Here is a 13,262-nt window from a genome sequence, read left to right as displayed (position 1 = left end):
ACGACAGACGGAGGACTCATGAAGTTTTCGTACTCGCTCGTTTCATTCGCCCTGATTGCCGGCCTTGGCGTCGGCACCGCTCTCGCGCAGGACGCCGCCGGCGCCAAAGACGCGCCCGCGTTCTCGGATATCTCCAAGGACGGCAAGTACATCACCCGCGGCGATATCCCCAAGGATAACGAGCGGCTGAAGCAGCTTCGCATGCACATCGGCGACAACGACACCGATCACAACGGCAAGATCGACGAGAAGGAATACAACGCCTATCTCTCGAAAGACAATCCGCTGCAGAAGCACTAGTCATTCGAATCGGCCGGGCATGGCTGACATGCCCGGCTCTTTCCAGGATGGAAACCAGCTCATGACCCCTGAAACCCGCACGCGGCGACGCATCGCGTCGCGGTTCAGTCGCCGCCGCGACCGGATCTACATCCACGGCAAGCTCGCGACCGACCCTGTCTATGCCGCCACGGCGACAGCGATCGCCGGTCGGCGCCTGCCCTTGCTGGACATCGGCTGTGGCCTGGGCATCCTTGGCCATTACCTGCACGCCTGTGGCGCACTGGACGACTACCTCGGTCTGGACCACGATCCGCGGAAGATCGCCATGGGCCGGGCCGCCGCCGACCGCGCCGGACTGGGTGCGAGCCTTTCCCTGAGCGAGGTGGACGCCACCACGCCACAGGCGATTCGCGGGCACGTGGCCCTGCTGGATGTCCTGCATTACCTGCCGGAGGACCGCCAGGCCGACCTCCTGGCCTACGCCGTGGACCATCTTGCCGACGATGGCGTGCTCATCCTGCGCAACGTGATCCGCGACGGCACGTGGCGTTATCGGGCCACGGTGTGGGAGGAGAAGTTCATCGAGGCCGTGGGCTGGATTCCCGGCGGGGCCCAGTACTTCCCCACCGAGGACGATATTCGCGGGGTGCTGGAGCCGCGGGGGATCCGGGTCGAGTTCCGGCCGCTGTTCGGGCGCACACCCTACAACAGCTATCTGATGGTCGCTTCCCGGCATTCCTGATCGCCGATGAATCGGCTCCTACCGGGTCGAAGCATTGTGCGGCGCAATAAGGTATACTCGGCGGGTCGTGCTTGCGCTCCGACTCCCTTGCGGACCCCCGGCGTGGAGAATCTCCCGCCCGTTCCCCCACCCTCGGAAGCGCGCTCGACACCGGCCAGCCTGCTGTCTTCGTCATGGTTAGCGGCCGCCAATCCATCGACTCGTAGTGCGGTTCCAGGGAACGCTCGAGTCACGCAGGAGCTTCACTCCATGTCTTTCGATTCGCTGGGCCTCGCGCCCGCGTTGCTGCGCGCCCTTTCCGAAGCCGGTTATGAAAAGCCGACTCCGATCCAGTCCGCAGCCATCCCGCTCGTCCTCGCCGGCAACGACCTCATGGCCGCCGCGCAGACCGGTACCGGCAAAACCGCCGCGTTCGCCCTGCCGCTGCTGCAGCTGCTTGCCAAGGACGACCGTGGCGACACGCGCCGTCCGATCCGCGCGCTGATCCTCACCCCGACCCGCGAACTCGCCGCCCAGGTGCAGGAAAACCTGCGCGACTACGGCAAGTACGTGCGTCTTTCCAGCACCGTCATCTTCGGCGGCGTCGGCATGGGCAACCAGCTGCAGGCCTTGCGCCGCGGTGTCGACGTCGTCGTCGCCACGCCAGGCCGCCTGATCGACCATATGCAGCAGCGCTCGGTCGACCTCTCCAAGGTCGATATCCTGGTGCTCGACGAAGCCGACCGCATGCTCGACATGGGCTTCCTGCCGGCACTCAAGCGCATCCTCGCCGCCGTGCCGCGCCAGCGTCAGACGTTGCTGTTCTCGGCCACGTTCGCGCCTGAAATCAAGGCACTCGCGCAGCAGTTCATGCGCGATCCGAAGGAAGTCTCGACCACCCCGGCCAACTCGGTCGCGACCCTGGTCACCCACCGCGTGCATCCGGTCGACGCGGCGAACAAGCGCGACCTGCTGCTGCACATCCTGTCGCAGGACAGCCGCCGCCAGACGCTCGTCTTCGGTCGCACCAAGCACGGCGCCGACAAGCTGGTCCGCCACCTGGAACAGTCCGGCATCAAGGCCGCGGCGATCCACGGCAACAAGAGCCAGAACGCCCGTACGCGTGCCCTGTCCGACTTCAAGACCGGCCGCGTCACCGTCCTGGTCGCGACCGATATCGCCGCGCGCGGTATCGATATCGACCAGCTGCCGGTGGTAATCAACTTCGATCTGCCGATGGTGGCCGAAGACTACGTGCACCGCATCGGCCGTACCGGCCGTGCCGGTGCCGAAGGCCAGGCCATTTCGCTGGTCAGCCACGACGAGTCCGGTCTGCTGCGCGACATCGGTCGCCTGCTCAAGACCGACCTGGAAATCAGCAACGTGCCCGGCTACGAGCCGAGCACGCCGCTGCGCCTGGATGCCGGTGCGCCGCGTCCGAAGCAGCAGCCGCGCCAGCCGCAGGCGTCGCGCAACCAGGTCGGCCAGGGCCGTTCCGGTGGGGGCCAGGGTCGCTCGGCCGGCGGCCAGGGCCGTTCGCCGTCGAACGGTCAAGGTCGCCAAGGTGCGTCCAGTGCCGGTGGCAGCGCCGGTCGCCCGTCGTCGCACCGTCCCCACGGCCATTCGCCGGCGGGCACCGGCGAGAACACCGGCAATCACAAGCGTCGTCGCCAGCGTACGGGTCCGGCCACCAACAAGGCCTGATCGCGCGTCGGTCGTCGCTTGTCAGCCTTGCGCCCTGATCTTCGCCGTCAGCACGTGGTCTTCCCACAGCCCGTCGATCTTCAGGTAGCGCTTGGCCAGGCCTTCCTTCTCGAAGCCCAACCGCCCGAGAAGGCGGCCACTACGATCATTGCGCGGCATGTAGTTGGCCATCACGCGATGGAAGTCCAGAGGGCCGAACGCATAACGGACCGCGGCGTCCAGGGCCTCGTACATCAGGCCCTGGCCTTCGTGTTTTCGCGCGATACCGTAGCCTAGATGACAGGCCTGGAAGACGCCACGGACGACATTGGCAAGGGTGAACGTCGCGATGATCTCGCTGCCGTCGGGCGTCAGCACGACGAACGGGAAACCGCGATCCGCCCTCGCCGCTTCGAGGCCCGCCTCGATGGCGAGCCGGCAGCCTTCCACGGTGTAGTGCGACTCGCTGCGCAAGGGCTCCCAGGGACGCAGGTGCTCGCGGTTCTCCACACGGTAGCGGCGCAGCATGTCGGCCTCTTCCGGATCGAGCAGGCGGATCACCGTGCGTGGTGTTCGCATGCGGATGGGTTCGCTCATGCAGCGAGCGCCTTCGCGTGATGACGCAGGTGGTCCTCGACGAAGGTCTGGATGAAGTAATAGCTGTGGTCGTAGCCCGGTTGCATGCGCAGCCGGAGCGGCTGGCCCGCCTCCTCGCAGGCCGCTTCGAACCGCTGGGGTTGCAGCTGCCTGGTCAGGAAGCCGTCCGCTTCGCCCTGGTCGATCAGGATCCGGCCGTCGAAACGGGCGCCCTGCCGTACCAGTTGGGTCGCATCGTAGCGGGCCCAGGCCTTGCGATCTTCCCCGAGGTAACGGGAGAACGCCTTCTCGCCCCACGGCACGCTGGTGGGAGCGACGATGGGCGCAAACGCCGATACCGAGCGATACCGGCCCGGGTTGCGCAGTGCGATCGTCAACGCACCGTGTCCACCCATGGAATGGCCGAAAATGCCTTGCCGGCTCATGTCCAGGGCGAACCGTTCCGCGAGCACGCGGGGCAGTTCGTCGACGACGTAGCTGGCCATGCGAAAACGTGAAGACCAAGGCGCTTGCGTGGCATCGAGATAGAAGCCCGCGCCTTCGCCGAATTCCCAGTCGCCGGTGGCGCCTGCGATACCGGTGTCCCGCGGGCTCGTATCCGGCATGACCAACGCGATGCCCAGTTCGGCGGCGATACGCTGCGCGCCGGCTTTCATCGTGAACGTTTCAGCGGTACACGTCAGTCCGGCGAGGTACCAGAGGACAGGAACAGGCCCGTTTTCGGCCGCCGGAGGCATGAAAACCGCAAAACGCATCGTACCGCCGCATGTTTCGGATGCATGGGAATAAAATCCCTGGATGCCGCCGAAGCAGCGTTGTTCCGAGACCGTCTCGATCGTCGTCATGCCCTTCTCCCTACCAAAGCTGACCGGGAAGTGTAACGCCGACGCAACAAGTGGCTATGGGCCGCCTCACCAGGCGGTCATCGCTGCTACAATACCGCTACTGCCCGGCGCCGCTTCCGCCGCCGCGCCCCCTCTTCGAGGTCGCCATGTCATCCCCCGATACAGATAACGCTCCGGCCCAGCCCGGTTTTAGCGCGCTCGCGCTCGACGAAAAAGTCATGCGCGTACTGGCCGAAGTCGGCTACGAAGTGCCGTCGCCGATCCAGGCCGCCACCATTCCGCCGCTGCTCGAAGGCCGCGACGTCATCGGCCAGGCGCAGACCGGCACCGGCAAGACCGCTGCCTTCGCGCTGCCGGTGCTCTCGCGCATCGACCTGAAGCCAGGCAAGCCGCAGGCGCTGGTTCTCGCGCCCACCCGCGAGCTCGCCATCCAGGTTGCCGAAGCCTTCCAGAAGTATGCCACCTACATGCCGGGCTTCCAGGTCCTGCCGATCTACGGCGGCCAGAGCTACGGCCCGCAGCTGCAGGGTCTCAAGCGCGGTGCGCAGGTGATCGTCGGCACGCCGGGTCGCGTCATCGACCATCTGGACAAGGGCACGCTGGATCTTTCCGGCCTGCGCTTCCTGGTGCTCGACGAAGCCGACGAAATGCTCCGCATGGGCTTCATCGACGATGTCGAGAAGCTGCTCCAGGCCACGCCGAAGACGCGTCAGGTCGCCCTGTTCTCCGCGACCATGCCGGCACCGATTCGCCGCATTGCGCAGACGTACCTGAAAGAACCGGTCGAGATCACGATCAAGAACAAGACCACGACCGCGGCGAACATTCGCCAGCGTTACTGGTTCGTCAGCGGCGTGCATAAGCTCGACGCGCTCACGCGCATCCTCGAAGCCGAAAGCTTCGACGCGATGATCGTGTTCACGCGCACCAAGCAGGCCACCGAAGAACTGGCCAGCAAGCTGCAGGCACGAGGCTTCGCGGCTTCCGCGATCAACGGCGACATCGCGCAGGCGCAGCGCGAGCGCGTGATCGACCAGCTGAAGACCGGCAAGCTCGACATCCTCATCGCTACCGACGTGGCGGCCCGTGGACTCGACGTCGATCGCATCAGCCACGTGTTGAACTACGACATCCCGCACGACACCGAGTCGTACGTGCACCGCATCGGCCGTACCGGCCGCGCCGGTCGCAGCGGTGAGGCGATCCTCTTCGTCACGCCGCGCGAGAAGAACCTGCTCCGCCAGATCGAGCGCGCCACGCGCCAGCCGATCGAGCAGATGCAGTTGCCGACCATCGAAGCGGTCAACGACACGCGCGTCAACAAGTTCAACCAGAAGATCACCGACACGCTGGCGACGGGCGACCTCGGCCTGTTCCAGCAGCTGGTCGAGAAGTTCGAGCAGGAGCACAACATTCCCGCGATCGAGATCGCCGCCGCACTCGCCAAGATCGCCCAGGGCGACCAGCCACTGCTGCTCGAGCCGCCGGCCAAGCGTGAATACACCGAGCGTCCGCCACGCGAATTCGACCGCGAGCGTCCGCAGCGTGACTTCGACCGTGCTCCGCGCGAGAGCGGCGGGGACTTCAACGACCGTCGTCCGGTGCGCGAAGGCATGCGCCAGCCGCGCCCGCACACCACCGAAGCCGGCAAGCGTACGTACCGAATCGAAGTGGGCCACGAGCACGGCGTGAAGCCGGGCAACATCGTCGGCGCCATCGCCAACGAAGGCGGCGTCGAGGCCAAGTTCATCGGCCGCGTGAGCATCCGTGACGACTACAGCCTGATCGACCTGCCGGAAGGCATGCCGCCGGAGATCTTCACCCACCTGAAGAAGGTGTGGGTTGCCCAGCAACAGCTGAAGATCGCCGAGTGGGACGGCGTGGAAGCCCCGCAGAGCGGTAACGCCTCGCGTCCGCCGCAGCGTAGCTTCCGCCCCCAGGGCGCCCGCCCCGGTGGTCCGGGTGGCGCCGGTGGCGGCAAGCCGCCACGCAAGAAGCGCGATTACTGAGTCGGTAAAAGGCACCCTCGGGTGCCTTTTTTTTTGCTGCTTTATCTGGAACCCGCTGTGTGCGGGAAGCTCTTTGTGTGGGAGCCGCTTTATGTGGGAGCCGCTTTGTGCGGGACCCGCTTTGTGTGGGAGCCGCTTCAGCGGCGATGGGTTCGCGACAAACCGACTATCGCCGCTGAAGCGGCTCCCACATGTCCGACGTCAGCGGCTGCATCCCGTGCTTGATGCGCGCCTTGTCGCACTGGGGGCTCGGCTCGCCGTTTTCCCAGGCGGGTTGGAGATCGTGGCAGGGCGAAGGGCGGACCTCGTAGATTCCGCAATGCGCGGCGACGCCCACCTCACCGACCAGCGACTTGCAGCGCGGCTGGTACGCGTTGGTGCCGTGCATGTTCACCCGGTGCGGGTCGAGGTGCTCGGTCAGCGCCGACGGCACGATGCCGCCGGCGAGATCGGTTTCCATCCAGTGGAAGGCCACGCGAAAGGTCGCGCAACACGCGCCACAGAGAAGACAGGGATGGGTCATACGTCGCTTGCGTCAGATCGAACCGGAGAAAGTGTTGCACTTGCCGATGTCACCGGATTCGAGACCCGTCTTGAACCAGCGCACGCGCTGGGCGGAGGTTCCGTGCGTGAACGAATCCGGGACCACCCTGCCCTGTGACTGTTCTTGCAGCGCGTCGTCGCCGATGGCGGTCGCCGCGTTGAGCGCGGATTCCACGTCTCCAGGCTGCAGCCACTGCTGGCGTTGCTGCGAGCGGTTCGCCCAGACGCCGGCGAAACAATCGGCCTGGAGCTCCTGGCGGACGGAAAGCCCGCTGGCACCTTCCAGGCGCGCACCGCGGCGGCGCGCATCGCTGACCTTGTCGAACACGCCGACGAGGTTCTGTACGTGATGACCGACCTCATGCGCGATGACATACGCACGGGCGAAGTCGCCCGCCGAGTGAAAGCGATCCTGCATCGTCTGGAAGAAGTCGAGGTCCAGGTACACCTTGTGGTCGCCCGGGCAATAGAACGGCCCCACCGCCGAGGAGGCCGAACCGCACGCGGTGCGCACCCCGCCGTGGAACAGCACCAGCTTCGGCCGCTCGTAGGTCTGACCGTTGGCGGCGAAGATCTCGCCCCAGGTGTCTTCCGTCTCGCCGAGGATGGCGCGGACGAAGTCCACCTGCGGGTCGTTGCTCGCCGCCTGGTGCGGTGCCGACTGGGTCTGCTGTTGGGGCGCCGCGCCCGGCTCGCCCTGGCCGAGCAGGGCCGTGGGGTCCTTGTAGAACACCATGCCGAGGATGGCCAGGATGATGATGCCGCCGATGCCAAGGCCACGCCCTCCGAAGGAAGGACCTCCGCCACCGCCGCCTTCTCCCGCGTCTTCCACGTTGTCGCTTCTACGGCCTTTTTGCCAGAGCATGGCGCCCTCCTCCCATGGGTGTGTCCCCGGAGCGAGACACGGTCGGCATGATCGCATGGACCAGAACCGCTAGACTCGGCGGCTGAATACGCTCCTCCGGATAGGTTTCATGACCAGTCAGCTCCCCGCCGTCGTTACCCTGCTCACCCTGCTCCTGATGTTCGCCACCGTATGGATGGTGGGCCGGGCGCGTCACCGCTATGGGATCAAGGCGCCGTCGATCTCCGGCGACCCGGCGTTCGAGCGCGCCTGGCGGGTGCAGATGAATACGCTGGAGAACGCGGTGATGTTCATCCCGGCCCTGTGGCTGGCTGCCCAGTACGCCGACCCGCTGTGGGCTGGCATCGCCGGCATCGTCTGGCTCGCCGGACGGGTCTGGTACGCCTGGGCCTACGCGCGCGAGGCCTCGCGCCGCGGGCCGGGCTACCTGGTGTCGATGATCGCCTGGGGCGCGCTCGTGCTGATGGCCGCCGGCGGGATCGGCATGGCCATCATGGAAAACAATACCGCGCCGGCGGAAGACGCTGCCGCCTGATCTTTGTGGGAGCCGGCGCCGCCGGCGATGGGTTCGCGGGAACCTGGCTGTCGCCGCTGAAGCGGCTCCCACGGGTTCCTGCCTCAATCCTCGTCGTCGCGGGCCAGGGCGAGGACCCGCACCCGCTGGATACGCGCTCCTTCCATCGCGGTGACTTCGAACTCCAGTCCGTCCGTTTCGAAACGGTCGCCGGCGCTGGGAAGGCGGCCCAGTCGCTGGAGCACAAAACCGGCAAGCGTGGCGAAGTTGCCGTCGCTGGCGCCCGGCAGGCGATGACCGAGCAGGTGCTCGACGCGACGCACGTCCAGGCTGGCGTCGAGCAGCCACGCGCCGTCGGGCTCGCTGACCGCCGATGGATCGCCTTCGCTGGTCTCGTCGGGAAACTCGCCGGCGATCACTTCGAGCACGTCGGCCGGCGTCACCAGGCCGAGAATGCTGCCGTACTCGTCGACCACGAGGGCGACCTGTAGCGGTGCGCGGCGAAATTCGTCGATAAGGCGCAGCACACTGAGCGATTCGAGCACCGTGATGGGCTTGCGCACCACCCGCTCGGTTTCCAGGCGTCCATGGTCGGCGAGGCTGGCGAGCAGATCGCGCGACGACACCACGCCGATCAACGCGTCCAGGTCGCCGTTGGCCACGAGCATCCAGTGATGCGGGGACTCGCGTGCTTCGGTCAGCAGTGTCGGCAGGTCTTCGCCTGGGTCGACCCAGACGATTTCCGTACGCGGCGTCATGATCGAACGGACCGGCCGCTGTGACAGGTCGAGCACGCCCTGCACCATTTCCAGTTCGTCCTTGCCGAACACCCCGGTATCGGCGGTCTCGGTGGCCGGTGTGCTCTTGCCGTTGTCGCCTTCGTCGTCGGGTGCGCCGCCGAGCAGGCGCAGCACCGCCTTCGCCGTGCGGTCGCGCATGATCCGACCGCCGACCAGCAGCGAGCGGCGGCGATTGCGTCGCATGGTCTGGTTGAACGCCTCGATCATGATCGAGAAGCCGATCGCGGCGTAGAGGTAACCCTTGGGAATGTGGAAGCCGAAGCCTTCCGCGATCAGGCTGAAGCCGATCATCAGCAGGAAGGACAGGCAGAGGATGACGATCGTCGGGCGCGCGTTGACGAACACCGTCAACGGCTTGCTCGCGGTGATCATCAGGCCCATGGCGATGACCACGCCGATCATCATGATCGACAGGTGATCGACCATGCCCACGGCGGTGATCACCGAGTCGAGCGAGAACACGGCATCGAGGATGACGATCTGCGCCACCACCAGCCAGAAACTGGCACGGCGCGCGGCCTTGCCGTCGCTGCCGTCGTCGGCCTCGAGGCGCTCGTGCAATTCCAGGGTGGCCTTGAACAGCAGGAAGGCGCCGCCGATCACGAGGATGAGGTCGCGCCAGGACAGGCCGAAGCCGTTCCAGCTGAACAACGGCTGGGTGAGCGTGACCAGCCAGGACATGGCGGCCAGGAGGCACAGGCGCATCACCAGGGCGAGGCCGAGACCCATGAGCCGCGCCTGATCGCGCTGGCGGGCGTGGAGCTTGTCGGCGAGGATCGCGACAAAGACGAGGTTGTCGATACCGAGCACGATCTCCAGCACGATCAACGTGAGAAGACCCGCCCAGGCCGATGGGTCGGCAAGCCAGTCGAAAGCGAACATGGGTCGGCGCGAGGGGCGCCCGGTTTCCTCCGGAAGGGACGCAACACTATACAGGGGGCACATGACGGTCTGTGCCAGAAGCGCCGTTGCGATGGTCTGGCCCGTCGGCTACGGTGGCTTATGCCTCACGATCTCTCCCCCGCCTCCACGCCCCTGGACACCTCCCCTTCGCCCCCCCGATTCCCTGCCAGGGCCCCGGGGACGATCGAGACCGCCCTGACCATCCTCGCCTATTTCGCGCTGCAGGCCGGCTTCGGTGGCGCGTTCGGCGGCACCTCGCAGTTCATTGCCCGGACCTTCCCCAACGCGGTACCGGACCAGCCCGATCGCCTGATCGTGGTGGTGATCCTCACCCTCCTCTGCGCCGCGGGGGTGGTCGTAACATGGATCGTGCGACGCTGGGCGGCAAAAACGGTCGACGGTGGCGCCGGTGGCCTCGGATTCACCGCGCCCTCGGGCCGCTACGTCGCGATCGGTACGGCGCTCGGCATCCTGGCGCCCCTGCTCGGCGGCCTGCTCACCCAGTTCCTGGCCGGCGACCATGACGTCAGCCAGACGGTGACCGACATCGCCGACCGCGCCCATGTCGGCATGCGCGTGGCCCTGCTGCCGGTGGTGGTCGTGGTCGGGCCGCTGGTCGAAGAGCTCCTGTTCCGCGGCGCCTTGTTGTCCGTACTGCGAACCCGCCTGGGCGACAACTGGGCCATCGCGATCTCGGCCATCGTCTTCGGCGCGGTGCACCTGCCCGATCTGGACTGGCTCTGGTACGCCGTGCCCAACCTGATCCTCGTCGGCGTCTTCTGCGCCTGGTTGCGCGTACGCAGCGGGTCCATCTGGCCGGGCTTCGTCGCACACGCCGCCAACAACGCGCTGGCGGCGGCCGGCTGGTTCATGGCAACGTGAGGCAGCGGGAGGGCTAGAGCGTCTCCAGTGCCGCCACGCTGCGCGCCAGTCGCGGTCCGGCGTAGCACTGGGAGCCCACGGGAAGCAGCCCCACCTCGTTGAAGGCGGCTCGATACCAACGCGCCGGCCGCGACAGGAAGCCCTCGCGGTCGCCGCCGGGATCGTCCTCGCGGGTATAGAGCTCCAGGAAGGCCAGTCCTTCGAGCATCTCGCCGATGCCGGTCAGGCCCGCGCGGATCTCCGCCGGCTTGAGGTAATGCAGCACGTCGGTACAGACGATCAGGTCGAAGCGCGTATCGAAGCGCAGTTCGGCGAGCTGGCCGAAGCGGGCGTAGCCGATATTGCGCGAACGCCCGTAACGCGCCACGGCGTATTCGCTGGCCTCCAGTCCGCGGTAGACGATGCCGGGGCGCATCCGACGCAATACCGCGCGCCAGGGAGCTTCGCCACAGCCGATGTCGAGGACATTGCGTACCGGGCGACCCAGGTAGAACTCGGCCTGGCCGAGCACCATGGCAACCTTGCGGTTGAGCTCGGCGGGCGAGCCGACGGCATGGTCGACGCTGCGGTACCACTTGTCGAAGTAGGCCTGGTCGTAGGTCTTGGGCATGGGATGTCGGCGCCGAAAAATCCCATGTTAGCCGGGCCTACACTTCGGGCATACATGCCCGGCGCCAGCATCGGACGTCATCGATCCAGGAGAACCCCATGCCCCGCATCCAGCTCCGCATCACCGGCGACCGTGACATCTTCGACGACGTGGTCAACGCCATCCACGGGATCGACCGCGTCGAACGCGTCGAAGAGATCGACGACTTCGGCATGGGCGTCCGCGACGACTCCAGCTCGAGCGAATTGTCCGACGACGTCGGCTCGCGCACCTTTACCGTCGAAGTCGAAGTGCCGAACGACAAGGTCGGCGAGCGTGTGCGCGAGATTGCCGAGGAAACCGCCGGCAGCCGCGAAGCCGCCATCGAATTCATCGGCGACGACGAAATCGAAATGTGAACCCAAGGCAGCGCCAGCAAGTTCCTGCGGTCAGGCAGGGGTAAACCTTCGGCCCTCGTTGCCGTTTAAGGTGGACGTCCCACCGAAGCCGGAGGTTCCATGCGAGCGTTGGCCGCCGCCGTATTGCTTGCCCTTGTCGCCCTGCCCGCCGCGGCGCGCGACGACGCCCTGTCCAAGGAAGACGTCGCCTGGCTCGACCGGGTCACCTTCGGCATCGATTCCGCCACCCTCGCCAGCTACCGCGACCTGGGTCGGCGGCGCTTCCTCGACCATCAGCTTCACCCGAAAACCGATGGCCTGCCCGCCGACGTGCGCGCGCAGATCGACGGCTTCGATGTCATGAAAACACCCATGGCCACGCTGGTGGCGCAGATACGCGACCAGTATCGCGACATCAACGCCATGCCGGACGGCGACGCCAAGCAGGCGGCCAAGCAGGCGCTGCAGAAACAAGGCAACGAATACGCGCAGCAGGCGCAGGCGTCCGAGCTGCTTTACGCCATCTACGACGAGAACCAGCTGCGCGAGCAGATGGTCTGGTTCTGGCTGAACCACTTCAGCGTATTCCAGCCGAAGGGCCGCGTGCGTTGGGTCGTCGCCGACTACGCGCAGAACACCATTCGCCCGCATGCGCTGGGCAAGTTCCGCGACCTGGTCATGGCCACGCTGAAAAGCCCGGCCATGCTCGAGTACCTGGACAACGTCCAGAACGCCCGTGACAAGATCAACGAGAACTACGCACGCGAGCTGATGGAACTGCATACGCTCGGCGTGGGCAGTGGCTACAGCCAGGACGACGTGCAAAACCTCGCGCGCATCCTCACCGGCGTCGGCGTCAACTTCGACGGCCAACCGCGCAAACTGAAGCCCGATATGCAGGCCTATTACGTGCAGGAAGGGGTGTTCGAGTTCAATCCGAACCGTCACGACTTCAGCGACAAGACGCTCCTCGGCCAATCGATCAAGGGCGGTGGCTTCGACGAAGTCGAGAAGGCGGTCGACCTGATCGTGAGCCAACCCGCTTGCGCCACGTTCGTCTCGACCAAGCTCGCGCGGTATTTCGTCGCCAACGACCCGCCGCCCTCGCTCGTCAAGGCGATGGCGAAGACGTTCCATCGCACGGACGGCGACATCGCCGCCGTGATGGACACGATGCTGAGCTCGAAGGAGTTCACCGCGTCGCTCGGCAAGCGCTACAAGGATCCGACCCAATTCCTGGTCTCGACCATGCGCCTGGCCTACGACGGCAAGCCGGTGTCGAACCCACGCCCGCTGGTGAACTGGATCAACCAGCTCGGCCAGGCACCGTTCGGCAGGATCACCCCCGACGGCTGGCCGACGAACGATTCGGAATGGTCCAGCTCCGGCCAGGTGGCCAAACGCTTCGAGATCGCCCGGTCGATCGGCAGCGGCGCCAACCACCTGTTCGACCTCGACGAGGCAGGTACGCATACACGCGGCGGCTTTCCCCAGCTGACCACACCCACGTACTACGCCACCATCGATCCGTTCCTGGCGCAGAAGACGCGCGACGCGCTCACCCAGGCCACCTCGCAGCAGGAATGGAACACCTTCCTGCTCTCGTCCCCCGACTTCAACTACCGCTGAGG

General features: G+C 66.2%; 14 protein-coding genes. 8 read left to right on the top strand and 6 right to left on the bottom strand.

Going from position 1 to position 13,262, the window contains the following annotated elements:
* Positions 1–18 precede the first annotated feature (18 nt).
* From VM621_RS04220 to VM621_RS04210, 3 genes are all read left to right on the top strand, one after another.
* Positions 19–300: a hypothetical protein gene (locus VM621_RS04220; protein ID WP_325467744.1), complete on the top strand. Its 282-nt coding sequence runs from the start codon at positions 19–21 to the stop codon at positions 298–300.
* A gap of 61 nt (positions 301–361) precedes the next feature.
* Complete coding sequence (locus VM621_RS04215) at positions 362–1,024, top strand: class I SAM-dependent methyltransferase (protein WP_325467743.1); 663 nt, start codon at positions 362–364, stop codon at positions 1,022–1,024.
* 249 nt (positions 1,025–1,273) lie between these two features.
* Complete coding sequence (locus tag VM621_RS04210; protein WP_325467742.1) at positions 1,274–2,707, top strand: DEAD/DEAH box helicase; 1,434 nt, start codon at positions 1,274–1,276, stop codon at positions 2,705–2,707.
* 21 nt (positions 2,708–2,728) lie between these two features.
* On the opposite strand, the gene rimJ is transcribed toward VM621_RS04210, so the two are convergent.
* Positions 2,729–3,283: a ribosomal protein S5-alanine N-acetyltransferase gene (rimJ, locus tag VM621_RS04205; RefSeq protein ID WP_325467741.1), complete on the bottom strand. Its 555-nt coding sequence runs from the start codon at positions 3,281–3,283 to the stop codon at positions 2,729–2,731.
* Entirely contained in the window at positions 3,280–4,128 is an 849-nt protein-coding gene (fghA, locus tag VM621_RS04200; RefSeq protein WP_325467740.1) for an S-formylglutathione hydrolase, read from the bottom strand. The genes rimJ and fghA overlap by 4 nt, the downstream gene beginning before the upstream one ends.
* A gap of 146 nt (positions 4,129–4,274) precedes the next feature.
* Between fghA and VM621_RS04195 the strand changes: the two genes are divergently transcribed.
* The gene (locus tag VM621_RS04195; protein WP_325467739.1) at positions 4,275–6,137 is read left to right on the top strand and encodes a DEAD/DEAH box helicase; all 1,863 of its coding nucleotides are present in this window, start codon (positions 4,275–4,277) and stop codon (positions 6,135–6,137) included.
* A gap of 166 nt (positions 6,138–6,303) precedes the next feature.
* On the opposite strand, the gene VM621_RS04190 is transcribed toward VM621_RS04195, so the two are convergent.
* Both VM621_RS04190 and ypfJ read right to left on the bottom strand, forming a co-directional pair.
* Entirely contained in the window at positions 6,304–6,660 is a 357-nt protein-coding gene (locus VM621_RS04190) for a YkgJ family cysteine cluster protein (RefSeq protein ID WP_325467738.1), read from the bottom strand.
* Between the two features lie 12 nt (positions 6,661–6,672).
* Positions 6,673–7,545 carry a KPN_02809 family neutral zinc metallopeptidase gene (ypfJ, locus tag VM621_RS04185; RefSeq protein ID WP_325467737.1) on the bottom strand — a complete coding sequence of 291 codons (873 nt, stop codon included), beginning with the start codon at positions 7,543–7,545 and terminating at the stop codon, positions 6,673–6,675.
* A 109-nt stretch (positions 7,546–7,654) separates the two neighbouring features.
* Between ypfJ and VM621_RS04180 the strand changes: the two genes are divergently transcribed.
* Positions 7,655–8,080 (top strand): MAPEG family protein, encoded by a 426-nt coding sequence (locus VM621_RS04180; RefSeq protein WP_325467736.1) that lies wholly within the window; start codon positions 7,655–7,657, stop codon positions 8,078–8,080.
* A gap of 83 nt (positions 8,081–8,163) precedes the next feature.
* On the opposite strand, the gene VM621_RS04175 is transcribed toward VM621_RS04180, so the two are convergent.
* Complete coding sequence (locus VM621_RS04175) at positions 8,164–9,741, bottom strand: TerC family protein (RefSeq protein ID WP_325467735.1); 1,578 nt, start codon at positions 9,739–9,741, stop codon at positions 8,164–8,166.
* 120 nt (positions 9,742–9,861) lie between these two features.
* Between VM621_RS04175 and VM621_RS04170 the strand changes: the two genes are divergently transcribed.
* Positions 9,862–10,644 (top strand): CPBP family intramembrane glutamic endopeptidase, encoded by a 783-nt coding sequence (locus VM621_RS04170; RefSeq protein ID WP_325467734.1) that lies wholly within the window; start codon positions 9,862–9,864, stop codon positions 10,642–10,644.
* Between the two features lie 13 nt (positions 10,645–10,657).
* Here VM621_RS04170 and VM621_RS04165 read toward each other — a convergent pair whose 3' ends face one another.
* A complete protein-coding gene (locus VM621_RS04165; RefSeq protein WP_325467733.1) occupies positions 10,658–11,254 on the bottom strand; it encodes a class I SAM-dependent DNA methyltransferase in 597 nt (198 codons plus the stop codon).
* Between the two features lie 98 nt (positions 11,255–11,352).
* Here VM621_RS04165 and VM621_RS04160 point away from each other — a divergent pair, with 98 nt between their 5' ends.
* Positions 11,353–11,652 (top strand): hypothetical protein, encoded by a 300-nt coding sequence (locus VM621_RS04160; RefSeq protein WP_325467732.1) that lies wholly within the window; start codon positions 11,353–11,355, stop codon positions 11,650–11,652.
* 99 nt (positions 11,653–11,751) lie between these two features.
* Positions 11,752–13,260 carry a DUF1800 domain-containing protein gene (locus VM621_RS04155; protein WP_325467731.1) on the top strand — a complete coding sequence of 503 codons (1,509 nt, stop codon included), beginning with the start codon at positions 11,752–11,754 and terminating at the stop codon, positions 13,258–13,260.
* Positions 13,261–13,262 lie beyond the last annotated feature (2 nt).

Source organism: Luteibacter sp. (assembly GCF_035539195.1).
In the GTDB taxonomy this organism is placed as follows: Bacteria; Pseudomonadota; Gammaproteobacteria; order Xanthomonadales; family Rhodanobacteraceae; genus Luteibacter.
Note: the sequence above shows the minus strand (reverse complement) of the source record. Positions and strands in the feature narration are given on the sequence as shown.